General features: G+C 64.8%; 19 protein-coding genes. 10 read left to right on the forward strand and 9 right to left on the reverse strand.

Features of this window, described 5'->3' with window-relative positions; translation table 11 throughout:
* The coding region (locus tag E8E75_RS09215) for an L-serine ammonia-lyase (RefSeq protein ID WP_280358586.1) at positions 1 to 1,376 on the forward strand (1,376 nt) is incomplete at its 5' end.
* A 396-nt stretch (positions 1,377 to 1,772) separates the two neighbouring features.
* Positions 1,773 to 2,876 carry a GlxA family transcriptional regulator gene (locus E8E75_RS09220; RefSeq protein ID WP_120653487.1) on the forward strand — a complete coding sequence of 368 codons (1,104 nt, stop codon included), beginning with the start codon at positions 1,773 to 1,775 and terminating at the stop codon, positions 2,874 to 2,876.
* A gap of 155 nt (positions 2,877 to 3,031) precedes the next feature.
* Here E8E75_RS09220 and E8E75_RS09225 read toward each other — a convergent pair whose 3' ends face one another.
* The 7 genes from E8E75_RS09225 to E8E75_RS09255 all read right to left on the reverse strand — a co-directional run bounded on the left by E8E75_RS09225 (position 3,032) and on the right by E8E75_RS09255 (position 11,302).
* Positions 3,032 to 3,277, reverse strand: coding sequence for a hypothetical protein (locus E8E75_RS09225; RefSeq protein ID WP_120653486.1), 246 nt, complete (start codon positions 3,275 to 3,277; stop codon positions 3,032 to 3,034).
* 32 nt (positions 3,278 to 3,309) lie between these two features.
* Positions 3,310 to 4,089, reverse strand: a complete 780-nt coding sequence (locus E8E75_RS09230) for an electron transfer flavoprotein subunit beta (RefSeq protein ID WP_120653485.1) — start codon at positions 4,087 to 4,089, stop codon at positions 3,310 to 3,312.
* Entirely contained in the window at positions 4,079 to 5,311 is a 1,233-nt protein-coding gene (locus E8E75_RS09235; protein ID WP_153917553.1) for an electron transfer flavoprotein subunit alpha/FixB family protein, read from the reverse strand. The genes E8E75_RS09230 and E8E75_RS09235 overlap by 11 nt, the downstream gene beginning before the upstream one ends.
* Positions 5,312 to 5,441: 130 nt before the next feature.
* Positions 5,442 to 7,400 (reverse strand): dimethylglycine demethylation protein DgcB, encoded by a 1,959-nt coding sequence (dgcB, locus tag E8E75_RS09240; protein WP_153917551.1) that lies wholly within the window; start codon positions 7,398 to 7,400, stop codon positions 5,442 to 5,444.
* Positions 7,401 to 7,558: 158 nt separating this feature from the next.
* Entirely contained in the window at positions 7,559 to 9,619 is a 2,061-nt protein-coding gene (dgcA, locus tag E8E75_RS09245; protein WP_120653482.1) for a dimethylglycine demethylation protein DgcA, read from the reverse strand.
* Between the two features lie 15 nt (positions 9,620 to 9,634).
* The gene (locus E8E75_RS09250) at positions 9,635 to 10,165 is read right to left on the reverse strand and encodes a 4-vinyl reductase (RefSeq protein ID WP_044871140.1); all 531 of its coding nucleotides are present in this window, start codon (positions 10,163 to 10,165) and stop codon (positions 9,635 to 9,637) included.
* Positions 10,166 to 10,324: 159 nt separating this feature from the next.
* Positions 10,325 to 11,302: a dipeptidase gene (locus tag E8E75_RS09255; protein WP_120653481.1), complete on the reverse strand. Its 978-nt coding sequence runs from the start codon at positions 11,300 to 11,302 to the stop codon at positions 10,325 to 10,327.
* A gap of 599 nt (positions 11,303 to 11,901) precedes the next feature.
* On the opposite strand from E8E75_RS09255, the gene E8E75_RS09260 reads away from it, so the two are divergent.
* Genes E8E75_RS09260 through E8E75_RS09275 form a run of 4 tightly spaced genes read left to right on the forward strand, consistent with a single transcriptional unit; the run spans position 11,902 to position 17,028 of the window.
* The gene (locus E8E75_RS09260) at positions 11,902 to 12,384 is read left to right on the forward strand and encodes a formate dehydrogenase subunit gamma (protein ID WP_153917549.1); all 483 of its coding nucleotides are present in this window, start codon (positions 11,902 to 11,904) and stop codon (positions 12,382 to 12,384) included.
* On the forward strand, positions 12,378 to 13,937 hold the full coding sequence (locus E8E75_RS09265; RefSeq protein ID WP_153917547.1) for an NADH-quinone oxidoreductase subunit NuoF: 1,560 nt from the start codon (positions 12,378 to 12,380) through the stop codon (positions 13,935 to 13,937). The genes E8E75_RS09260 and E8E75_RS09265 overlap by 7 nt, the downstream gene beginning before the upstream one ends.
* On the forward strand, positions 13,934 to 16,810 hold the full coding sequence (fdhF, locus tag E8E75_RS09270; RefSeq protein ID WP_153917545.1) for a formate dehydrogenase subunit alpha: 2,877 nt from the start codon (positions 13,934 to 13,936) through the stop codon (positions 16,808 to 16,810). The genes E8E75_RS09265 and fdhF overlap by 4 nt, the downstream gene beginning before the upstream one ends.
* Positions 16,807 to 17,028 (forward strand): formate dehydrogenase subunit delta, encoded by a 222-nt coding sequence (locus E8E75_RS09275; protein WP_120653476.1) that lies wholly within the window; start codon positions 16,807 to 16,809, stop codon positions 17,026 to 17,028. The genes fdhF and E8E75_RS09275 overlap by 4 nt, the downstream gene beginning before the upstream one ends.
* Positions 17,029 to 17,096: 68 nt before the next feature.
* Here E8E75_RS09275 and E8E75_RS09280 read toward each other — a convergent pair whose 3' ends face one another.
* Positions 17,097 to 18,092, reverse strand: coding sequence for a GlxA family transcriptional regulator (locus E8E75_RS09280; RefSeq protein ID WP_120653475.1), 996 nt, complete (start codon positions 18,090 to 18,092; stop codon positions 17,097 to 17,099).
* A 225-nt stretch (positions 18,093 to 18,317) separates the two neighbouring features.
* On the opposite strand from E8E75_RS09280, the gene choX reads away from it, so the two are divergent.
* The 4 genes from choX (at position 18,318) to E8E75_RS09300 (ending at position 21,882) form a co-directional block, all read left to right on the forward strand.
* Entirely contained in the window at positions 18,318 to 19,256 is a 939-nt protein-coding gene (choX, locus tag E8E75_RS09285) for a choline ABC transporter substrate-binding protein (protein WP_120653474.1), read from the forward strand.
* Positions 19,257 to 19,329: 73 nt separating this feature from the next.
* Positions 19,330 to 20,214 (forward strand): 3-keto-5-aminohexanoate cleavage protein, encoded by an 885-nt coding sequence (locus E8E75_RS09290; protein WP_120653473.1) that lies wholly within the window; start codon positions 19,330 to 19,332, stop codon positions 20,212 to 20,214.
* 123 nt (positions 20,215 to 20,337) lie between these two features.
* Positions 20,338 to 21,303 carry an L-carnitine dehydrogenase gene (locus E8E75_RS09295; RefSeq protein ID WP_120653472.1) on the forward strand — a complete coding sequence of 322 codons (966 nt, stop codon included), beginning with the start codon at positions 20,338 to 20,340 and terminating at the stop codon, positions 21,301 to 21,303.
* A gap of 99 nt (positions 21,304 to 21,402) precedes the next feature.
* Positions 21,403 to 21,882, forward strand: a complete 480-nt coding sequence (locus E8E75_RS09300; protein WP_120653471.1) for a thioesterase family protein — start codon at positions 21,403 to 21,405, stop codon at positions 21,880 to 21,882.
* Between the two features lie 30 nt (positions 21,883 to 21,912).
* Here the strand turns inward: E8E75_RS09300 and E8E75_RS09305 are convergent, their stop codons facing one another.
* Entirely contained in the window at positions 21,913 to 22,545 is a 633-nt protein-coding gene (locus E8E75_RS09305) for a response regulator transcription factor (RefSeq protein ID WP_120655299.1), read from the reverse strand.
* Positions 22,546 to 22,714 lie beyond the last annotated feature (169 nt).

Here is a 22,714-nt window from a genome sequence, read left to right on the forward strand (position 1 = left end):
TGGCTATCAGCGTGTTCGACCTGTTCAAGATCGGTATCGGCCCTTCCAGCTCGCACACCGTGGGCCCGATGCGGGCGGCGGCGCTGTTTGCCACGGCGCTGCGCGAGCGCGGCCTGCTGGAGCAGGTGACGCGGGTCGAGGTGCGCCTGTACGGCTCGCTGTCGGCCACCGGCGTCGGCCACGGCACCGACCGCGCGACCCTGGTCGGGCTGATGGGCGAATGGCCGGATCGGGTCGACCCGAAGCAGATCGCCCCGCGCATCGAGGCGCTGCAGGCGTCCTGCGAACTGCTGTTGGGCGGCAGCCACCCGGTGGCCTTCGACTGGCAGCGCGACCTGCTGCTGCTCGAGGAAAACTTGCCGTACCACCCCAACGCCATGACGCTGATCGTCGAAGGCGAGGCGGGTGAGCTGCACCGCGACACCTACTACTCCATCGGTGGCGGCTTCGTGGTCGACGAGGCCCAGGCCCGCTCCGGCCAGCTCGACCAGGACACCACCGAGCTGCCTTACGACTTCTCCAGCGCCGAAGAGCTGCTGGAACTCTGCCAGCGCCACAACCTGCGTATCGCCGAGCTGATGCTGGCCAACGAGAAGGCCTGGCGCAGCGAAGCGGAGATCCGCGCCGGACTGCTGAAACTCTGGGACGCCATGCAGGAATGCGTGAGCAATGGTCTTGGCCACGAAGGCATCCTGCCCGGCGGGCTGAACGTGCGCCGGCGTGCCGCCAAGCTGCACCGCAGCCTGCAGGAACTGGGCAAGCCGAACGTGATCGGCAGCACCATGAGCGCCATGGAATGGGTGAACCTCTACGCCCTGGCGGTGAACGAGGAAAACGCCGCCGGCGGGCGCATGGTCACCGCGCCCACCAACGGCGCGGCGGGGATCATCCCGGCGGTGCTGCACTACTACATGCGCTTCAACCCCGAGGCCACCGAGGACGACGTGGTGAACTTCTTCCTCGGCGCGGCGGCGGTGGGCATCCTGTGCAAGAAGAACGCGTCCATCTCGGGTGCCGAAGTGGGCTGCCAGGGCGAAGTCGGCTCGGCCTGCGCGATGGCGGCGGCGGGGCTGGCGGAAGTGCTGGGGGCGACCCCGGCGCAGCTGGAGAATGCCGCCGAGATCGGCCTGGAGCACAACCTCGGGCTGACCTGCGACCCGGTGGGCGGGCTGGTGCAGGTGCCGTGCATCGAGCGCAACGCGATTGCCGCGGTGAAGGCGATCAACGCGGCGCAGATGGCGCTGCGCGGCGATGGCGAGCACTTCATCTCGCTGGACCGGGTGATCCGCACCATGCGCGACACCGGCGCCGACATGCACGACAAGTACAAGGAAACCTCACGCGGTGGTCTGGCTGTCAGCGCGATCGAGTGTTGAGCCTTCATCGACCAGCCTGCCCGCCGCTGCCCCGTCCTGGTGCGCAAAGCGGTGGCAATGAGTAAGACCGAATGGTCACGGTGTGAACCATTCGTCTGTTACTGACGATTGTGTCCTACGGCGCGGGGTGACATTTGCTGACACCTCCAGTGCTACCTAAGGCCCCAGGCCCCGGAATGCACGGGCCGGGGCAGTCGTAAACAGAATGATTCTGTCGCTCTCACCTAGGCCCAGTGGCACGGGCCTTGGATGAAACTCGCCATTTTTAATTGAATGACCAATCAAGATAGGCACGACCTTTGCCTAGATTTGGTATCACCTGGTTTAGCCGTACCAGGACATAACAAAAAGCCCCGAAACGGGGCTCCGCCCGTGCCTAGTCTGAGGGTTTCGCTAATGTCACAGTTCAACCAAGGGGCTCAACCCCAGAACCGTGTTCCCCAGTCCATCGGTTTTCTCCTGCTGGACAACTTCACCCTGATTTCCCTGGCGTCCGCGGTGGAACCGCTGCGTATGGCCAACCACCTTTCCGGTCGCGAACTCTACCGTTGGTACACCCTCAGCCAGGGCGCCCGCCCGGTCAGCGCCAGTGACGGCCTGCAAATCACCCCCGACAGCGGCCTGGACAATGCTCCGGCCCTGGATGCCGTGATCGTCTGCGGCGGCGTCGATATCCAGCACAGCGTCTGTCGCGAGCATGTGCAATGGCTGCAGTCCCAGGCTCGGCAGGGCCGTCAACTGGGTGCCGTGTGCACCGGCAGTTGGGCGCTGGCCAAGGCCGGGCTGCTCGATGGCTTCGAATGCAGCGTGCACTGGGAATGCCTGGCGGCGATGCAGGAAGCTTTCCCGCGTGCCGGCATCAGTACCCGCCTGTTCTCCATCGACCGCAATCGCTACACCTCGTCCGGCGGCACTGCGCCCATGGACATGATGCTGCACCTGATCGCCCGCGAGCACGGTCGTGAACTGGCAGCAGCGATCTCCGAGATGTTCATCTACGAGCGCATCCGTAACGAACAGGACCACCAGCGCGTGCCGCTCAAGCACATGCTCGGTACCAACCAGCCGAAGCTGCAGGAAATCGTCGCGCTGATGGAGGCCAACCTGGAAGAGCCCATCGACCTCGACGAACTGGCCTGCTACGTCGACGTCTCGCGCCGCCAGCTGGAGCGCCTGTTCCAGAAGTACCTGCACTGCTCGCCGTCGCGCTACTACTTGAAGCTGCGCCTGATCCGCGCGCGTCAGCTGCTCAAGCAAACTGCCATGTCGATCATCGAAGTGGCCTCGGTTTGCGGCTTCGTCTCCACGCCGCACTTCTCCAAGTGCTACCGCGAGTACTTCGGCATTCCGCCACGCGACGAACGTGCCGGCCAGAACGCCAACGTGGTGGCCCTGATGCCGGTGCCCGACGAGTTGGTGCGTAACGCGCCGTCCACCGCCGGCGTCGCACTGAGCCGCGCCCAGGGCGAGTCCACCTTCGCCAGCGTGCGGGTGGTGTGAAGTCTCGGCCCGCGGGAGCGAATGAATTCGCTCCCGCGACGAGTGGGTAGGGTGCGCCGTGCGCACCACGTAATCCCCGCGGTGCGCATGGCGCACCCTACGGGAATGAAGAAGGGCGCCATTGGCGCCCTTTCTCGTTTCCCGGATTCAGCGTGTCAGCGTGGCACCAGTGCCGGCAGCAGGGTGCGCGAAATGGCTTCGCGCACGTTCGGCAACAGCGTGGCGCTGCCCCCCAGCAACTCTTCCACCAGGCGCCGCAGGGCGACCGCGCGCTCCGGGCTGAGACCGCTCACGGCCTGCTCGCAGGCCTGCTCGGCGCTCACCCCTGGCGGTATGCTGATTCCCAGCGCCACCAGGCGCTCGCGAAAGTCTTCCTGGTCGATCAGATCGGCATGCATCATCGCGCTATTCCTCCGCATCAGGTGCTGCGCGATCAGCGCAGCACGCCCTCTTCCAGCAACAGTTTGAAGATAGCTTCGGCGCCCGCCTGCGGCGAGACATCCTTGAGTACCTGGCCGCCACCGCCTGATGCCTTGGCGGTCGCCGCCTTCATCCGCTCGGCGCCGGTCTTGGCCTTGATCACCTTGAGCCGCTTGGGCCGTGGGCGGGCCGGTTGCAGCTGGGCCTCGGCGAACAGTACATCCTCCACCAGCTCGACGTCTTCCGCTTCGATGCGACCCCGCCGGGCCGGGCCGAACGCGCTCTGCCGCGCAGTGGGTGCGGCGTTGTCGACACTGGCGAGGAAGGGCAGGCGCACCTTCAGCCGGCGGCGCTGGCCACGAGGCAGGGCTTGCAGCACCTGGGCCACGCCATTTTCGACTTTCTCCACCTCGGCAAGACCTACTACCAGCGGCCAGCCCAGGCGTTCGGCCAGCAGGTAGGGCAGCAGCCCCGAGCCTTCGCCGGTTTCCGCCTGGCTGCCGGTGAGCACCAGCTGGGCGCCGCTCTCGCGGAGGAAGTCCCCCAGCGAATGCAGGGCGTCGTCCTGCGGTCCCTGCTCGAGGACGATCAGTTCATCCAGACCCATACCCAGGTAGGCGCGCAAGGCTTCTTCATGGGGGTTGCCGGCATGCAACACGCGCAGGCGTGGGCCCGCCAGGCGCAGGCCGAGTTCCACCGCGCGGGCATCCTGGTCGGCGCGGCGCGCACGGCCCGAGGTGGGATGCGCGCCGATCGAGACCAGGCTGACGATCTTCAGTGCGTCATGCGGCATCGCGTGCCCCTCCCTGACGGTATTCGGTGGCCAGCTGGATCAGCGCGGCGAGGATGGCGCCGGAGTCGCCGATCACCGAGAGATCGGCGCGTTTGATCATGTCGCAGCCCGGGTCCATGTTCACCGCCACCACCTTGTCGCAGGCGCCGATGCCCTGCAGGTGCTGGATGGCGCCGGAGATGCCCACGGCCAGGTAGACCCGTGCGGTGACCCAGGTACCGGTGGCGCCGACCTGGCGGTTGCGCGGCATGAAGCCGTCGTCCACCGCCACGCGGGAAGCACCTTCGGTAGCGCCCAGGGCCCCGGCGGCCTCGTGGAACAGTGCCCAATCCTTCACCCCGTTGCCGCCGGAGAGAATGAACTCCGCTTCGGCCATGGGGATCTGCGCCGGGTCCACGGCTACCGGGCCGAGATCCTCGATGCGTGGCAGGCTGTGGGCAATGTTCGCTGTCAGGTCCAGCTCACGGGCTTCATGACGGGTTTCGCTGACCGGTTCTGCGCACTCGGCCGCAGCGAGGATCAGACGGGGCACGCTGCGTACCAGGTCTTCGCGACCCGCACCTGCGCGTCCGGTGGCCTGTTCATTGGCGACCTGCCAGACGCGGGTGGCCGGGCGCTCACCCAGCTTCGCGGCCAGCCGACGACCCAGTTCGCCGCCACCGGTGCGGCTATCGGGCAGCAGCCAGTGACGTGGGGCCAACTGGCTTTCCACGGCGCTCAACGCCAACACGCGGGCTTCCGGTGAGTAACCATCGAACTCGCTGCCTTCGATACGCAGGATGCGGTCAACGCCTGCGGTGTCGAAGGCCGATTCCTTGTCCTCGCCGAAGAGCACGGCAACCACCGCACCCTCGCTGCCGGCCAGCTTGTTGGCCAGGCCGAGGAGGTCCTTGTCGTGGCTGGACAGACGGCCACCGACCATGTCCGGTACGACGCAGATGTGGAAGGCCGGTTGTTCGATCACGTGCAGCGGCAGCTGTATCACCTCGCTGGCGGCGCTGCGTTTGCCGGCAGTGCCCTGCTGGGCACCGCTGCGGTCAATGCGTTTTACGCCGTTGGGGCCGATGAATCCGGCAGCCGCGGCGTGGGGATTCTTGCGGATCAGGCCGTTGGGGCCCATCCAGCTCGTCTGCCCCTGGTTTTGCATGGCGGCATGCAGGGGGTGCAGGCGGTTGCGGGCGATCCACTCGGCACGCGGGTCGCGGCGGATGATGTCGCTCATGGGCGGGTCTCCAATAGCGAGTCGGAATGCATCGTAGGAGCGAGCTTGCTCTCGAAGGGGATCACGTCGGCGCCGTGGCGGTTCGCGAGCAAGCTCGCTCCTCCACGTGCTGCCAGTGCTGTGCCTACCATCACGCCACCTCCACGGCAGCTTTAACCGCCGAAGGCTTTTTTGCTTCCACCGGCGCCTCGATCAGCACGTCGGCTACCAGTTCGGCGATGTCCTTGATCTCCGGGCGGGGCGCTACCACGCCTTCGAGCATCGCGGTGCACTGCGGACAGCCCACGGCCACCAGCTCGGCGCCGGTTTCCTTGATGTCCACCATGCGCATGTCCGGAATCCGCTGCTTGCCGGGAATGTCGGTGATCGGCGCGCCGCCACCACCGCCGCAGCAACGGGAACGGAATCCGGAACGTTCCATTTCCTTCACTTCGATACCGATGGCCTTGAGCACGGCGCGCGGAGCTTCGTACTCGCCGTTGTAGCGGCCCAGGTAGCACGGGTCGTGGTAAGTCACGCTGCCGCCCTTGTGCTGGCCGAGGCTGAGGCTGCCACCTTGCACCAGTTCGTTGATGTAGGTGCTGTGGTGCAGGACTTCGTAGCTGCCACCGAGGGCGCCGTACTCGTTCTTCAGCACATGGAAGCTGTGCGGATCGCAGGAAACGATCTTCTTGAAACGGTACTGGTTGAGGGTGGCGATGTTGCGCTTGGCCAGTTGCTGGAAGGTGGCCTCGTCACCCAGGCGCCGTGCCACGTCACCGCTGTCGCGTTCTTCCAGGCCGAGCACGGCGAAGTCGACGTTGGCGGCCTTCAGCACTTTGACGAAGGCTCGCAGGGTGCGCTGATTGCGCATGTCGAAGGCACCGTCGCCGACCCAGAACAGCACGTCGGCCTGCTTCTTCTCGCTCATCAGCGGCAGGTTCAGGTCAGCGGCCCAGTTCAGGCGACCGCCAGGGGCGAAGCCGCCGGGGTTGTCGGTGGCGATCAGGTTTTCCAGCACCTCGGCGCCCTTGTTCGGAGTGGCGCCCTTTTCCAGGGTGAGGTGACGGCGCATGTCGACGATGGCATCGACGTGCTCGATCATCATCGGGCATTCCTCGACGCAGGCCCGGCAGGTGGTGCAGGACCAGAGGGTGTCCGCTTCCACCAGACCCTTGCCGCCCTGGACCACGATCGGCTGGTGCGGGCCACCGGCGTGTTCGCCCAGCGGGATACCCGGATACGGGCTGCCGGCGAACTTGGCGTCATTACCGCCAGCGAGACCGATGACCATGTCCTGGATCAGCTTCTTCGGGTTCAGCGGCTGGCCGGCGGCGAAGGCGGGGCACACAGCCTCACACTTGCCGCATTGCACGCAGGCATCGAAGCCGAGCAACTGGTTCCAGGTGAAGTCGGTAGGCTTTTCGACGCCCAGGGGCGCCTGGGGGTCGTTCAGGTTCAGCGCCTTGAGGCCGGTGGAACGGCCGCCGCCGAAGCGCTCGGCGCGGCGGTGCCAAGCCAGGTGCAGCGCACCGGCGAAGGCGTGCTTCATGGGGCCGCCCCAGGTCATGCCGAAGAACAGCTCGGAAACACCCCAGGCGACGCCAATGGCGAGGATACCGGCGAGGAACCAGCCGCCGAAGCCTTCCGGCAGGATGCCGGCCACCGGCAAGGTGGCGATGAAGAAGCTCGCCGAGAACATCAGCAGGCTCTTCGGCAGGCGCATCCATGGCCCCTTCGACAGGCGGGACGGCGGATTGCTGCGGCGCTTGGCGACGAAGAGGGCGCCTACGAACATCAGTACGGTGGCGGCGAGCAGGGCGAAGCCGAGGATCCGGCTGTGCAGGCCAAAGCCATGCACCACGATCGCCAACAGGGCCGACAGCACGAAACCGCCGGCAGTCGCCACGTGGGTCTTGGACATGTATTTGTCGCGCTCGACCACATGGTGCAGGTCCACCAGGTAGCGGCGTGGCATCTTCATGAGGCCGCCGATCCAGTCGACCTTCGCGGGTCTACCCCGGCGCCACATGAAAAAGCGCTTCGCGGCGCCAAGCACGGCAAGGCCGAGGGCGGCGAAGAGCAGGATGGGAAGAAGGGTGTTCAGCATTGTTGGTCTCCTACCGGGACCTGGAAGCGGCACGGATGGCTCCCTCTCCCTCTGGGAGAAGGTCGGGGTGAGGGAAGCTTGGCGTTACTGGGAGTCCGTACCGGCCCTTGCCACCCCTCACCCTCGGCCCCTCTCCCAGAGGGAGAGGGGAGCGCTCATCAGAAGTCCTTGCACAGACGCAAAGCGTCGTAGATCGCCGCGTGGGTGTTGCGCTGGGCCACGCAGTCGCCGATCCGGAACAGCAGGTAGCCGTCGCCGGGCTGGCTCAGGCAGGGCTGCGGCTTGATGGCGAACAGTGCCTCCACGTCGATCTGGCCCTTGTTGCGCGAACCTTCCTTGAGCGCGTAGTACAGGCCCTCGTCCGGACGCACGCCGTTCTCGATGACGATCTGGTCCACCACGCGCTCTTCGCGGGCGCCGGTGTACTCGTTCTCCAGTACCGCCACCACCTTGTCACCCTCGCGGTAGACCTTCTCCAGCATCAGGTCGCCGGTCATGATCACTTCCTTGGGGTACATGCTGCGGTAGTAGGTCGGGAAGGTGGTGCCGCCCATGGCGATACCCGGCTTGATGTCGTCGGTGACGATTTCAACCTGGGCACCTTTCTCGGCGAGATAGTCCGCTGCCGACATGCCGCCAAACTCGCAGATGGTGTCGTAGACAAGCACATTCTTGCCCGGCGCCACGGTGCCGTTGAGCACGTCCCAGCTGCTGACCACCAGGCCTTCCGCCGCGCCCCAGTGCTCGTTCTGCTCCAGGAACGGATGGCCACCGTTGGCCAGGACGACGATGTCCGGCTTGAGGTCGAGAATGGTGTCCGGATCGGCCGCGGTGCCCAGGCGCAGGTCGACGCCCAGGCGCGCGATCTCCAGTTGGTACCAGCGGGTGATACCGGCGATCTGGTCACGCTGCGGCGCCTTGGAAGCGATGGTGATCTGGCCGCCGAGCTGATCCTTCTTCTCGAACAGCGTCACGTCGTGGCCACGCTCGGCCGCCACACGCGCCGCTTCCATGCCAGCCGGGCCGCCGCCGACGACGACCACCTTGCGCTTCACGCCGGTGGTCTTCTCGATGATGTGCGGTACGCCCATGTATTCGCGGGAAGTGGCGGCATTCTGGATGCAGAGCACGTCCAGGCCCTGGTACTGGCGGTCGATGCAGTAGTTGGCGCCAACGCACTGCTTGATCTGGTCAACCTGGCCCATCTTGATCTTGGCGATCAGGTGCGGGTCGGCGATGTGGGCGCGGGTCATGCCCACCATGTCCACGTAGCCGCCTTCCAGGATGCGGGTGGCCTGGTTCGGGTCCTTGATGTTCTGCGCATGCAGGACCGGGACGTTGACCACTTCCTTGATGCCGGCCGCCAGGTGCAGGAAGGGCTCCGGCGGGAAGCTCATGTTCGGGATCACGTTGGCCAGGGTGTTGTGGGTGTCGCAACCCGAGCCAACTACGCCGATGAAGTCGATCATGCCGGTGTCGCTGTAGTACTTGGCGATCTGCTTCATGTCGTCGTGGGACAGGCCGTCCGGGTGGAATTCGTCACCGCAGATACGCATGCCGACGCAGAAGTCGTCGCCGACTTCAGCGCGTACGGCCTTGAGCACTTCCAGACCGAACTTCATGCGGCCTTCGAAGGTGCCGCCCCACTCGTCGGTACGCTTGTTGACGCGCGGGCTCCAGAACTGGTCGATCATGTGCTGGTGCACGGCGGACAGCTCGACGCCGTCCAGGCCGCCTTCCTTGGCCCGGCGCGCGGCCTGGGCGTAGTTGCCGATCACGCGCCAGATCTCTTCTACCTCGATGGTCTTGCAGGTAGCGCGGTGCACCGGTTCGCGGACGCCGGACGGCGACATCAGGGTCGGCCAGTTGAAACCATCCCAACGGGAACGACGCCCCATGTGGGTAATCTGGATCATGATCTTGGCGCCGTGCTTGTGCATGGCGTCGGCCAGATTCTGGAAGTGCGGGATGATGCGGTCGGTGGACAGGTTCACCGAGCTCCACCACTCCTGGGGGCTGTCGATGGCCACTACCGAGGAACCGCCGCAGATGGCCAGGCCGATGCCGCCCTTGGCCTTCTCTTCGTAGTACTTCACATAGCGGTCGGTGGTCATGCCGCCGTCGGTGGCGTAGACCTCTGCGTGGGCGGTGGACAGCACACGGTTGCGGATGGTGAGTTTGCCGATCTGAATCGGCTGGAACATTGCTTCGAATGCCATTGCCCTTTCCTCGCCTTACAGAGGTTTGACGATGAACAGGCCGTCGTCGTGGCCTTCTTCGGAGCCGCTGTACACCTGTTCGGCGACAGTGCGGATGCTGCTGCCACGGGCCTGGAGGATCTGGTCCATGGCGCCGGCGAACCAGCCGGTGAACATGTAGTCGACCTTGCGACCGACCTTGCCGTACACGTAGACGAAAGCAGAGTGCTTCAGGCGCACCTCGGCGGTGCCCTTGTCGAGGTCGATGGATTCGATCTGGAACAGGCCCCAGCCGCGCTGGGACAGACGCTTCATGTAGTGCTCGAACACCGCCACGCCTTCCAGGCCATGGCATTCGGCTTCCTTCTCACACCAGTGCCAGGCGGACTTGTAGCCGGCTTTGTAGAGGATCTCGGCGTAGCGCTCCGGGCCCAGTTCGGCCTCGATGCCCATGTGGTTGTTCACGAAGAAGTGACGGGGCACGTACAGCATCGGCAGGGCGTCGGTGGTCCAGACACCGGTTTCGCTGTCGACTTCGATGGGCAGTTCGGGGGCGTGTTTGGCCATGTTGTTCTAGCTCCGGAATTCGATTGGGCCCGGCTGCGGGCCGAATTAACCCCCTCTCCCTCTGGGAGAGGGTTGGGGTGAGGGTTTAAGGGGGGGCGAGCGGGATTCGACATCCCTCACCCCCGGCCCCACTCCCAGAGGGAGAGGGGCGAAGAGCGCTTATTCGCCCCAGACGTCCTTCAGCACGCGGACCCAGTTCTCGCCCATGACCTTGCGCACGACGCGCTCGGGCATGCCGCGCTTGAGCAGGGTTTCGGTGAGGTTGGGGAACTCGCCCACGGTGCGGATGCCCAGCGGGTTGACGATTTTCCCGAAGTTGGTCAGGCGGCGGGCGTAACCCTTGTCGTGGGTCAGCCACTCGAAGAATTCCTTGCCATGGCCCTGGGTGAAGTCGGTACCGATGCCGATGGCGTCTTCGCCAACGATGTTCATCACGTACTCGATGGCTTCGGCGTAATCGTCGATGGTCGAATCGATGCCCTTGGCGAGGAAGGGAGCGAACATGGTCACGCCGACGAAACCGCCGTGATCGGCGATGAACTTCAGCTCTTCGTCGGACTTGTTGCGTGGATGTTCTTTCAGGCCGGACGGCAGGCAGTGGGAGTAGCAGACAGGCTTCTTGGATTCGAGGATGACTTCTTCGGAAGTCTTGGAACCCACGTGGGAGAGGTCGCACATGACACCGACACGGTTCATCTCGGCGACGATCTCGCGACCGAAGCCGGAGAGACCGCCGTCGCGCTCATAGCAGCCGGTGCCGACCAGGTTCTGGGTGTTGTAGCACATCTGCACGATGCCCACGCCCAGCTGCTTGAACACCTCGACGTAGCCGATCTGGTCCTCGAACGCATGGGCATTCTGGAAGCCGTAGAGAATGCCGGTCTTGCCTTGCTCCTTGGCCTTGCGGATGTCGGCGGTGGTTCGCACCGGAATCACCAGGTCGCCGTTCTCGCGGATCAGCTTGTTGCTCGCGGTGATGTTGTTCACCGTCGCCTGGAAGCCCTCCCAGACCGACACGGTGCAGTTGGCTGCGGTCAGGCCGCCCTTGCGCATGTCTTCGAAGAGTTCACGGTTCCACTTGGCGATGATCAGACCGTCGATGACGATGCTGTCGGCGTGCAGTTCGGCTGGGCTCATCAGGCTGTCCCCTGTTATCCATGCGCCGAATCTTCTGCCGGCGCTTTGAGGGGAGCATATCCCTGGGGAATCCGGCGCTATCGCGCAAAAGCGACCGGGGTATTGCCGAAAGCGTCAAGCCGGTCGCGAATGGGCAAGCGGGGTTCGGATGGGGGGGTTTCCAAGGCGCTGGCACCGGCCTGTGTGAGCGAATTCATTCGCGATTGCACGTCGAAGGCGTGCCCTTGGAGCAACAAGGGCTGCTGCGCAGCCCTTTCGCGAATGAATTCGCTCCTGCAGGAGTGCATCAGTTGATCCCCGGAAGCACCACAGGTCCGCCTCGCCCCAAGTACGCGCGCGAAGCACCTATAAAGAAGGTAAGAGCGCCGATTTCCCCCAAGGTCGGTTTCAGGATGCGCAGGGTCGCAGGGGTGAAATTCCCGAATGGCGGGAATGGCAAGCTCCCCGAATGCTCTGGACTAGTGCGCAAAGACGCCCGGACAGGGCGCAAGGACGGCCGCCGCAAGGCCACGCTCCGTGACGTGGCAGGTGAGCCGCAGCCGATACCTCCGGACGACGAATGGCATTGACCTGTCGTCCGCGAAGCAGAGGAACGCTGTATGCCCGATGAGACGCTTCACCTGCCTCTGATCCACAGTGTGCTGGAGCGCGAGAAGAGCGCCCCCGGTGCCCTGTTGCCGATCCTGCATGCCATCCAGAGTGGTGTCGGGTACATCCCCGACGTCGCTATTCCCGAAATCGCTCATGCACTCAACCTCAGCCTCGCCGAAGTGCGCGGTGTGGTCAGCTTCTACCACGACTTCCGCACCACGCCGCCGGCGCGCCATACCCTGCGCCTGTGCCGCGCCGAGTCCTGCCAGAGCATGGGTGCCGAACAGTTGGCTGCGCAGCTGCGCGAGCAACTTGAGCTGGACGACCACGGTACGAGTGCCGATGGCCAGATCAGTTTGCGACCGGTCTACTGTCTGGGCGCCTGCGCCTGTTCGCCGGCCCTCGAACTGGATGGTCGCGTGCATGCACGGCTCACGCCCGAGCGCTTGCGTTCCCTGGTGAACGGTTGCCTGGAGGACGGTTCATGCTGAGGCTGTGCATTCCCTGTGATTCCGTCGCCCGCGCTGTCGGGTCAGACGACGTGGCAGCTGTGTTCGCCCACGAGGCCGAACAGCGCAATCTGCCGCTGGAGATCAAGCGCACGAGCTCCCGAGGCCTGTACTGGCTGGAGCCGCTAGTGGAGCTGGACAGCGCCGAGGGTCGGTTGGGGTTCGGTCCGGTGGCACCTGAAGACGTGCCGTCGTTACTGGACGCGTTGCAAGGCAATGCGGGCGCCCATCCATTGGCCTTGGGGCCGGTGGAGGAAATCCCCTACCTGAAGAGTCAGCAGCGCTTGCTCTTTGCCCGGGCCGGCATCACCCGGCCGCTGTCACTGGATGACTATCGCGCCCACGACGGCTTCGAGGGCCTGAGCCGCGCGATCAACCAAAAGGGCGACGATATCGTCGCCGCTGTGCTGGATTCCGGCCTGCGTGGCCGGGGCGGCGCAGCCTTCCCGGCTGGCATCAAGTGGCGCACCGTGCGCGGGGCCGTGGCCGAGCAGAAGTACGTGGTGTGCAACGCTGACGAGGGCGACTCCGGCACCTTCGCCGACCGCATGCTGATGGAAGGCGACCCCTTCCTGCTGATCGAAGGCATGGCCATCGCCGGCCTCGCTGTCGGCGCAACCAAGGGCTACATCTACGTCCGCTCCGAATACCCGCAGGCTGTGGACAACTTGAACGCCGCGCTGGCCATTGCTCGTGACGCAGGCTTCCTTGGCCAAGACGTGGGCGGCAGTGGCCTGGCCTTCGACCTGGAAGTGCGCGTAGGCGCCGGTGCCTACATCTGCGGTGAAGAGACCGCTCTGCTGGACTCGCTCGAAGGCAAGCGCGGCGTGGTCCGTGCCAAGCCGCCGCTGCCGGCGCTGCAAGGCCTGTTCGGCCAGCCGACCCTGGTGCACAACGTGCTAACCCTGGCGTCGGTGCCGGTCATCCTCGCCCGTGGCGCGCAGTTCTACCGGGACTTCGGCATGGGCCGCTCGCTGGGCACCATGCCCTTCCAGCTGGCCGGCAACATCCGTCACGGCGGCCTGGTGGAGCGCGCCTTCGGCCTGACCCTGCGCGAGCTGGTGGAAGACTATGGCGCCGGCACTGCCAGTGGCCGCCCGCTGAAGGCCGCGCAGGTGGGCGGCCCGCTGGGCGCCTGGGTGCCGCCGTCGCAATTCGATACGCCGCTGGACTACGAGGCCTTCGCCGCCATGGGCGCGATGCTCGGTCACGGTGGTGTGGTGGTCGCTGACGACAGCCTGGACATGGCCCACATGGCCCGCTTCGCCCTGCAGTTCTGCGCCGAGGAGTCCTGTGGCAAGTGCACGCCGTGCCGTATCGGCTCCACCCGGGGCGTGGAAGTGGTGGACCGCCTGCTGGCGGCTCCCAATGCCGCCGCGCGGGACGAGCAGGTGATTCTCCTCAAGGACCTCTGCGACACCCTGACCTACGGCTCGCTCTGCGCTCTTGGCGGCATGACCGCCTACCCGGTGACCAGCGCTCTCAAGCATTTCCCTGCCGACTTCGGTCTTGAGCCAGTGGAGGCCGACCAATGATCAATATCTTCGATCCTGCCAGCGACATCGACCTGGGCACTCCGGCCCGCGAAAGCGACGTGCAGGTCAGCCTGAGCATCGACGGCCGCGAGATCAGCGTGCCGGCCGGCACCTCGGTCATGCGTGCCGCGGCGCTGCTTGGCACCACCATCCCCAAGCTGTGCGCCACCGACAGCCTGGAAGCGTTCGGCTCCTGCCGTATGTGCCTGGTGGAGATCGACGGCATGCGCGGCTATCCGGCCTCGTGCACCACGCCGGTGAGCGAAGGCATGGTGGTCCATACCCAGACGCCCAAGCTCGCCACCCTGCGCCGCAATGTGATGGAGCTGTACATCTCCGATCACCCGCTGGACTGCCTGACCTGCTCGGCCAACGGCAACTGCGAGCTGCAGACGGTCGCCGGCCAGGTGGGCCTGCGCGAGGTGCGCTACGGCTACGACGGCGCCAATCACCTGGATGAGCAGAAGGACGTCTCCAACCCCTATTTCGACTACGACCCGAGCAAGTGCATCGTCTGTAACCGCTGCGTGCGTGCTTGCGAGGAAACCCAGGGCACCTTCGCCCTGACCATCAGCGGCCGTGGCTTCGAGTCTCGCGTCGCTGCCGCGGGCGGCGACAATTTTCTCGACTCCGAGTGTGTTTCCTGCGGCGCCTGCGTACAGGCTTGCCCGACCGCCACGCTGATGGAAAAGAGCGTGGTCGAGATGGGCCAGCCGGAGCGCAGCGTCATCACCACCTGCGCTTACTGCGGCGTGGGCTGTTCCTTCCGCGCCGAGATGAAGGGCGACCAGTTGGTGCGCATGGTCCCGGACAAGAATGGCCAGGCCAACCACGGCCACTCCTGCGTCAAAGGCCGCTTTGCCTTCGGCTACGCCACCCATCCGGACCGCATCACCAAACCGATGATCCGCAAGCACATCGACGACCCCTGGCAGGAAGTCAGCTGGGACGAGGCGGTTACCTATGCAGCCAGCGAGTTCCGGCGAATCCAGCTCAAGTACGGGCGCGATTCCATCGGCGGCATCACCTCCAGCCGCTGCACCAACGAGGAAACCTACCTGGTACAGAAGCTGGTGCGCGCCGGCTTCGGCAACAACAACGTCGATACCTGCGCCCGCGTCTGCCACTCGCCCACTGGCTATGGCCTCAAGCAGACCCTGGGCGAGTCCGCCGGCACCCAGAGCTTCGACTCGGTGATGCAGGCCGACGTGGTGCTGGTGATCGGCGCCAACCCCACGGATGCCCACCCGGTGTTCGGTTCCCAGCTCAAGCGGCGCTTGCGTGAGGGCGCGCGACTGATCGTCATCGACCCACGGCGCATCGACCTGGTGGATTCCCCCCACGCCCGCGCCGAGCTGCACCTGGCGCTGCGTCCGGGCACCAACGTGGCCATGCTCAACGCCCTGGCCCACGTGATAGTCACCGAGGGCCTGGTCAACCAGAGCTTCGTCGACGCCCGTTGCGAGGCAACGGATTTCACCCGCTGGCGCGACTTCGTCAGCAAGCCGGAAAACTCGCCTGAAGCCTTGGGGCCGATCTGCGGCGTGTCGCCTGACGACATCCGCGCCGCCGCCCGCCTCTACGCCACCGGCGGCAACGCGGCCATCTACTATGGCCTCGGCGTTACCGAGCACAGCCAGGGCAGCACCGCGGTCATGGGTATCGCCAACCTCGCCATGGTCACCGGCAACATCGGCCGCGAGGGCGTCGGCGTGAACCCGCTGCGCGGGCAGAACAACGTCCAGGGTTCCTGCGACATGGGTTCCTTCCCCCACGAGCTGCCGGGCTACCGTCACGTCTCCAACGACGCGGTGCGCCACCAGTTCGAACAGGCCTGGGGCGTAACCCTGCAGCCCGATCCGGGCCTTCGCATTCCCAACATGTTCGAGGCGGCCCTCGGCGGTACCTTCAAAGCCCTCTACTGCCAGGGCGAGGACATCGCCCAGAGCGACCCCAACACCCAGCACGTCACTGCCGCTCTGTCGGCGATGGAGTGCGTGGTGGTGCAGGACATCTTCCTCAACGAAACCGCCAAGTTCGCCCATGTGTTCCTGCCGGGCAGCTCGTTCCTGGAGAAGGACGGCACCTTCACCAATGCCGAGCGGCGCATCTCGCGGGTGCGCAAGGTAATGGACCCGCTGGGCGGCAAGGCCGACTGGGAAGCCACAGTGGCCCTGGCCAATGCGCTGGGCTATCGCATGGACTACAAGCATCCCTCCGAGATCATGGACGAGATCGCGCGCCTGACGCCGACCTTTACGCGCGTCAGCTACGCCGAGCTGGATCGCCATGGCAGCCTGCAGTGGCCGTGCAACGACGCCGCCCCGGACGGCACCCCGACCATGCACATCGAGGAGTTCGTACGCGGCAAAGGGCGCTTCATGCTCACCGGCTATGTGCCCACCGAAGAAAAGGTCAACAGCCGCTACCCGCTGCTGCTGACCACCGGCCGCATTCTCAGCCAGTACAACGTCGGCGCCCAGACCCGACGTACCGACAACGTTGCCTGGCATGAGGAGGATCGCCTGGAAATCCACCCGAGCGATGCCGAAAGCCGGGGTATCAACGAAGGCGACTGGGTGGGCGTGGGCAGTCGCGCCGGGCAGACGGTACTGCGTGCCAAGGTGTCCGAGCGGGTGGCGCCGGGCGTGGTGTACACCACCTTCCACTTCCCCGAATCGGGGGCCAACGTGATCACCACCGATAACTCCGACTGGGCCACCAATTGCCCGGAATACAAGGTGACGGCGGTGGAGGTCTCAAGGGTCTACCAGCCCTCCGAATGGCAGAAACGGTATCAGCAGTTCAGTGACGAACAGCGGCGCCTGCTGAAGGAACGCCGCAGGACCGAAAAAGTCGAGGTACGCCGATGAGCACCGACAACCTGATCAAGATGGCCAACCAGATCGCCCAGTTCTTCGCCTCCGAACCGGACAAGGAGCAGGCTGTGAAGGGGGTGCGTACACACCTGCAGAGCTTCTGGACGCCGGCCATGCGTATCGAACTGATGGCTTGGCAAGTGGAACACCACGGTGAAAGCCTGCATCCCCTGGTCCAGCAGGCGCTGGCGGAGCAGGGGAGGGTGGCGTAGCCAGCGGTTTGTTCCTTGCAGGGGCGTGTTCATTCGCCAAGGGTGGCCTGGCTGCCCCCTGCAAGGTTTCAGGGCAGACCTGCGGCCTGCTTGGCGAATGAATTCGCCCCCACAGGCTCCTGATCCGGATGCTCATGCCGGTCCTGGCTCGGGCAGGTGTTGAAGCGCGCGCGGTAGGCGCGGGAGAAGTAGGACGAGGACTCGAAGCCGCAGGCCAGCGCTACCTCCAGCACGCTCATGTCGGTCTGGCGCAGTAGCTGCCTGGCCTTCTCCAGGCGCAGGCCGAGGTAGAAGTTCGACGGCGTCTCCTTCAGGTGCAGACGGAACAACCGCTCCAGCTGGCGCGGCGTGACGCTCACCAGTTCAGCCAGCTCCCGCGAAGTCAGCGGTGTCTCGCTGTGCCGCTCCATTTCGCCAATCACCTGCACCAGCTTCTTGTTGTGCACATGGAAGCGGCTGGCGACCTGCATGCGCTGGTGGTCCTGCTGGGTGCGGATGCGACCCAGCACGAACTGCTCGGATACCTGCAGCGCCAGGGCTTCGCCGTGGCTGCGGGCGATCAGGGTGAGCATCAGGTCGAGGCTGGCGGTACCGCCGGCACTGGTGATGCGCCGTCCATCGATCTCGAAGAGTTCCTGGGTGACGCTCAGCGCCGGGTAGCGCTCCTGGAAAGCCTCGATGGCTTCCCAGTGCAGGGTCAGGCGCTGCCGGCTGAACAGCTCGGCTTCGGCCAGCACGAAGCTGCCGGTATCGATCCCCCCCAGCAGCAACCCCTCGTGCTCGGCTCGGTTTAGCCAGTGGGCCAGACGTGGGCCGAAGCTGGCGAGCGGGTCGAAGCCGGCGACCACGAACAGGCAATCCCCGTCCGGTGGAGTCTCCAGCCCGCCGTCGACATTTAGCGACATGCCATTGCTGCCCGCTACCGGGCCGCCGTCCAGGCTGAGCAGGTGCCAGCGGTAAAGCTCGCCGCGAAATCGGTTGGCCACCCGCAAGGGTTCCACCGCCGACATCAGTCCCATCATCGAGAAGCCAGGCAGCAGAAGGAAGCTGAAAGTCTGGGACATGATCGGTTTCCACGGGTGGGATAACCCACTAAAAGGGAATGGCCAGGAGAGAGCAAGAAAGGTGGTCGTTCCTGTTCAACAGGTGGTCGTTTTAGTTCGAATCGTTGGGCGCAACGCTGCGTAATTTGTGTCCATCGGGTTGTAGTGGCGCCCGAAAACGGAAGGAGTCGCCCCCGGCTCCTGCACAACAAATACATGAACCGTTTGGCCGCAAGGGGAGCATCAATGAAACGTCTTACTGCATTCGCTGGTTGCTGTTTGTTCGCCCTCTCCAGTTCCGCCGCATTCGCCGCCGAAGACGCCAGTTGCCAGAAGATCCGCGTAGGCGTGGTCGGCTGGACCGACGTTGTCGCCACCACCGCCGTTGCCAACGAACTGCTTGGCAGCCTGGGCTACCAGACCAGCCAGACCCAGGCCTCGCAGCAGATCATCTTCGCCGGCATCCAGAAGAAACAGGTCGACGTATTCCTCGGCTACTGGAAGCCGATCATGGACGACAACATCAAGCCCTTCCTCGAAGCCAAGTCGGTGAAGGTCGCCGCAGAGCCTTCGCTGAGCGATGCCATCGCCGTACTCGCCGTACCCACCTACACCGCTGAGTCGGGCCTGCGCACCTTTGCCGATATCGCGAAGTTCAAGGACCAGCTCGACGGCAAGATCTACGGTATCGAGTCCGGTTCCGGCGCTAATACCGCGATCCAGAAGATGATCGACACCAACCAGTTCGGCCTGGGCGGCTTCAAGCTGGTGGAGTCCAGCGAGGCGGCCATGCTCACGGCGGTCAAGCGCGCGGTGAAGAACAACAAGCCGGTAGTCTTCTTCGGCTGGAAGCCGCATCCGATGAACATTCAGATGCCCATCACCTACCTCACCGGTAGTGAGGACGTGTTCGGCCCCAATGATGGCGCCGCCACGGTCTCCACTGTCACCGCTCCGGACTTCGCCCAACGCTGCCCCAACGCAGATCGCCTGCTGACCAACCTGCGCTTCACAAGCGCGCAGGAGGCGGAGCTGATGCAGCCGATCATGGAGCGGCAGGACCCGGCCAAGGTCGCCCGCCAATGGCTCAAGGCCAACCCTGAAGTGGTCAAGGGCTGGCTCGCCGGGATCACCACCTTCGACGGTAAGAGTGGCATCGATAGCGCCCTCGCTTCGCTGAAGTAACTCAACGCACCGCCCAGTGCGCGGGCCAGCCCGCGCACCGTTTCTGATCGCCTCGCAGAAGGATGAAACAACCGTGAACTACGAAGTCATCGTCACCTGTGCCGTCACCGGCGCCGGCGATACCGTCGGCAAGCATCCGGCCATTCCCGTCACTCCGAAGGAAATCGCTGCCGCCGCCATCGAAGCCGCCAAGGCCGGCGCCACCGTCGCGCACTGCCATGTGCGCGACCCGAAGACCGGCAAGCCGAGCCGCGATGTGGCCTTGTACCGCGAGCTGGTGGAGCGCATCCGCGAGAGCGACACCGACATCATCATCAACCTCACCGCCGGCATGGGCGGCGACCTGGAAATCGGCAAGGGCGAGCAGCCCCTGGAGTTCGGCACCGGCACCGACCTGGTCGGCCCACTGGAGCGATTGGCCCACGTGGAGGAGTTGCTGCCGGAAATCTGCACCCTTGATTGCGGCACCCTGAACTTCGGTGATGGCGACTTCATTTACGTCTCCACCCCGGCACAACTGCGTGCCGGCGCCAAGCGCATTACCGAGCTCGGCGTGAAGGCCGAGCTGGAAATCTTCGACACCGGCCATCTCTGGTTCGCCAAGCAGATGCTCAAGGAAGGCCTGTTGGAAGATCCACTGATCCAGATCTGCCTGGGCATCCCGTGGGGCGCACCGGCCGACACCACCACCATGAAGGCCATGGCCGACAACCTGCCGCCGGGCATCACCTGGGCAGGCTTTGGCATCGGTCGCTCGCAGATGCCGATGGTGGCCCAGGCAATGCTGCTGGGCGGTAACGTCCGCGTAGGCCTGGAAGACAACATCTGGCTGGATCGTGGTGTGCACGCCAGCAATGGCCAGTTGGTGGAACGGGCCATCGAGATCATCCAGCGCCTTGGCGGCCGTGCCCTGACTCCGGCTGAAGGGCGCGAAAAGATGAAGCTCAAGCGCCGCTGACCGTACGCACGTGTAGGAGCGAGCTCGCTCGCGAATGACGCTTCCAGCAGCTACGCGAGCAAGCTCGCTCCTACGGACTGTTTCCCCGGAAACCCAATTCGATTTGCCCGTCCAGGAGCCACTATGTCCTTCGTCACTCAGATCAAGACCTTTGCCGCCCTCGGCAGCGGCGTCATCGGCAGCGGCTGGATCGCCCGCGCCCTGGCTCACGGCCTCGACGTCATCGCCTGGGACCCGGCTCCCGGTGCCGAGGCCGCCCTGCGTTCGCGCATCGCCAATGCCTGGCCTGCGCTGCAGAAACAGGGCCTGGCGCCCGGTGCTTCGCAGGAGCGCCTGCGCTTTGTCGAGACCATCGAGGAGTGTGTGCGCAATGCCGATTTCATCCAGGAAAGCGCTCCCGAACGTCTTGATCTGAAACTCGACCTGCACGCGAAGATCAGCGCTGCAGCACGTCCGGATGTGATCATCGGCTCGAGCACCTCGGGCTTGCTGCCCAGCGAGTTCTACGCTGACGCGGTTCATCCGGAGCGCTGTGTGGTTGGCCACCCGTTCAACCCCGTCTACCTGCTGCCGCTGGTGGAAGTGGTAGGCGGTGAGAAGACCGCGCCGGAGGCTGTCCAGGCCGCGATCGAAATCTACACCGCACTGGGCATGCGTCCACTGCACGTACGCAAGGAAGTGCCCGGCTTCATCGCTGACCGCCTGCTCGAAGCCCTCTGGCGCGAGGCGCTGCACCTGGTGAATGACGGCGTGGCCAGCACCGGCGAGATCGACGATGCCATCCGTTTCGGCGCCGGCTTGCGCTGGTCGTTCATGGGGACTTTCCTGACCTACACCCTGGCAGGTGGCAATGCCGGCATGCGGCATTTCATGGCCCAGTTCGGCCCGGCGTTGCAACTGCCGTGGACCTACCTGCCGGCGCCGGAACTGACCGACGCCCTGATCGACCGGGTGGTGGAGGGCACGTCCGAGCAACAGGGGTCGCGCAGCATCGCCGAGCTGGAGCGCTACCGTGACGACTGCCTGCTGGCGGTCCTTGGCGCCGTCCGCGAAACGAAGTCGGCACACGGTTTCGCCTTCGCCGAGTGATCCATTCGTTGGACCTCGCAGGCCAGCACCAACCTACGGGAATGCGGTAGGTTGGTGCTGAGCGGAGCGCAGCCCAACATCCTGTATCGGAGCCATAGCATGCCCACAGCCCTGACTACCTACCGCACCGCCGTCCTTCCAGACTGGGTGGACTACAACGGTCACCTGCGGGATGCGTTCTACCTGCTGATCTTCAGCTACGCCACCGATGCCTTGATGGACGAAATCGGCCTTGACGAAAAGGGACGTGCCGTCACGGGGCACACGCTATTCACGCTGGAATGCCATCTCAATTACCTGGCCGAGGTGAAGTTGGGTGCCGAAGTGGAGGTGCGCACGCAACTGCTCGGCCATGACGCCAAGCGGCTGCAAATCCACCACGGGCTGTATCTGAAGGGGGGAGATGAGTTGCTGGCGGCCAGCGAGCAGATGCTGATGAACGTGGATGCCGAGGCCTCGCGGTCGGCGGTTTTCGCTGCCCCTGTGGCGGCGAAGGTCGAGGTAATCGCTGCGGCTCATTGCGAGCTGCCACGGCCTCGGCACGTGGGTTGTGTGATCGGTCTGCCGCCGCCTCGCTGAGGCGGCGTCAAACCAGGCTGGCGTGTGCGCTCAGGGGGTGGGCACCACGTAACGGCGGGCGAAGTCGATCAGGTCGACCTGGTTGCGGGTCTTCAGCTTGTCCATCAAACGGGATTTGTAGGTACTTACTGTCTTGTGGCTGATGAACAGCTGCTTGGCGATTTCCTGGTTGTTCTTGCCATTAGCCAGATTCTGCAGGACCGCCAGCTCGCGGTCGGACAGCGTATCCAGCAGATGGCTATCGCTGCATTCTCCGCGCTGCGAGGAATCCGGCAGGTGCACGGTGCTGGGGAACAGGCTGTACCCGGACAATACCGATCGCACGGCCGAGATCAGGCTGACCGCCTGTTCCTGCTTGGACATGTAGCCGGTGGCGCCCGCCTGCAAGCAGCGGTTGGCATACAGCGAGGCCGGCAGCGATGTCAGCACCAGCAGCTTGAGGTTGGCGTCCATGCTGCTGAGCCGGCCCAGCACTTCCAGGCCATCGAGCTTGGGAATGGCGATATCCAGAATCACCAGGTCGGGGCGAAGCGCACGCGCCATGCTCAGGCCTTCTACGCCGCTCTCGGTCTCACCGACCACTTCGTAGTCTTCTCGCTCCAGCAGTACACGAGTTGCAAATCGGATCATGGACTGATTGTCGATCAGCAGTACCTTGTTCATCTGTTGGTTCTCCATGTCAGGTTTCCAATGAGTACGGAGCGCTCACAGGCCTTCTGAAATTGCCGTTGAAAACGGGGGGCTATCGAAGATGCGGATGGCCACGCCGGCCCATTGAGGTTTGGGTTCGTTTCGCTCAGCGCCGAGATGAGTCAAGTTGGCATTAACTGAA

It is taken from the genome of Pseudomonas sp. BN606 (assembly GCF_029873115.1).
GTDB lineage: Bacteria > Pseudomonadota > Gammaproteobacteria > Pseudomonadales > Pseudomonadaceae > Metapseudomonas.

Coding starts and splice junctions, on each gene's coding strand:
- E8E75_RS09220 (WP_120653487.1), top strand. CDS start 1,773: ATGTCACAGTTCAACCAAGGGGCTCAACCCCAGAACCGTGTTCCCCAG.
- E8E75_RS09225 (WP_120653486.1), bottom strand. CDS start 3,277: ATGATGCATGCCGATCTGATCGACCAGGAAGACTTTCGCGAGCGCCTG.
- E8E75_RS09230 (WP_120653485.1), bottom strand. CDS start 4,089: ATGCCGCATGACGCACTGAAGATCGTCAGCCTGGTCTCGATCGGCGCG.
- E8E75_RS09235 (WP_153917553.1), bottom strand. CDS start 5,311: ATGAGCGACATCATCCGCCGCGACCCGCGTGCCGAGTGGATCGCCCGC.
- dgcB (WP_153917551.1), bottom strand. CDS start 7,400: ATGCTGAACACCCTTCTTCCCATCCTGCTCTTCGCCGCCCTCGGCCTT.
- dgcA (WP_120653482.1), bottom strand. CDS start 9,619: ATGGCATTCGAAGCAATGTTCCAGCCGATTCAGATCGGCAAACTCACC.
- E8E75_RS09250 (WP_044871140.1), bottom strand. CDS start 10,165: ATGGCCAAACACGCCCCCGAACTGCCCATCGAAGTCGACAGCGAAACC.
- E8E75_RS09255 (WP_120653481.1), bottom strand. CDS start 11,302: ATGAGCCCAGCCGAACTGCACGCCGACAGCATCGTCATCGACGGTCTG.
- E8E75_RS09260 (WP_153917549.1), top strand. CDS start 11,902: ATGCCCGATGAGACGCTTCACCTGCCTCTGATCCACAGTGTGCTGGAG.
- E8E75_RS09265 (WP_153917547.1), top strand. CDS start 12,378: ATGCTGAGGCTGTGCATTCCCTGTGATTCCGTCGCCCGCGCTGTCGGG.
- fdhF (WP_153917545.1), top strand. CDS start 13,934: ATGATCAATATCTTCGATCCTGCCAGCGACATCGACCTGGGCACTCCG.
- E8E75_RS09275 (WP_120653476.1), top strand. CDS start 16,807: ATGAGCACCGACAACCTGATCAAGATGGCCAACCAGATCGCCCAGTTC.
- E8E75_RS09280 (WP_120653475.1), bottom strand. CDS start 18,092: ATGTCCCAGACTTTCAGCTTCCTTCTGCTGCCTGGCTTCTCGATGATG.
- choX (WP_120653474.1), top strand. CDS start 18,318: ATGAAACGTCTTACTGCATTCGCTGGTTGCTGTTTGTTCGCCCTCTCC.
- E8E75_RS09295 (WP_120653472.1), top strand. CDS start 20,338: ATGTCCTTCGTCACTCAGATCAAGACCTTTGCCGCCCTCGGCAGCGGC.
- E8E75_RS09300 (WP_120653471.1), top strand. CDS start 21,403: ATGCCCACAGCCCTGACTACCTACCGCACCGCCGTCCTTCCAGACTGG.
- E8E75_RS09305 (WP_120655299.1), bottom strand. CDS start 22,545: ATGAACAAGGTACTGCTGATCGACAATCAGTCCATGATCCGATTTGCA.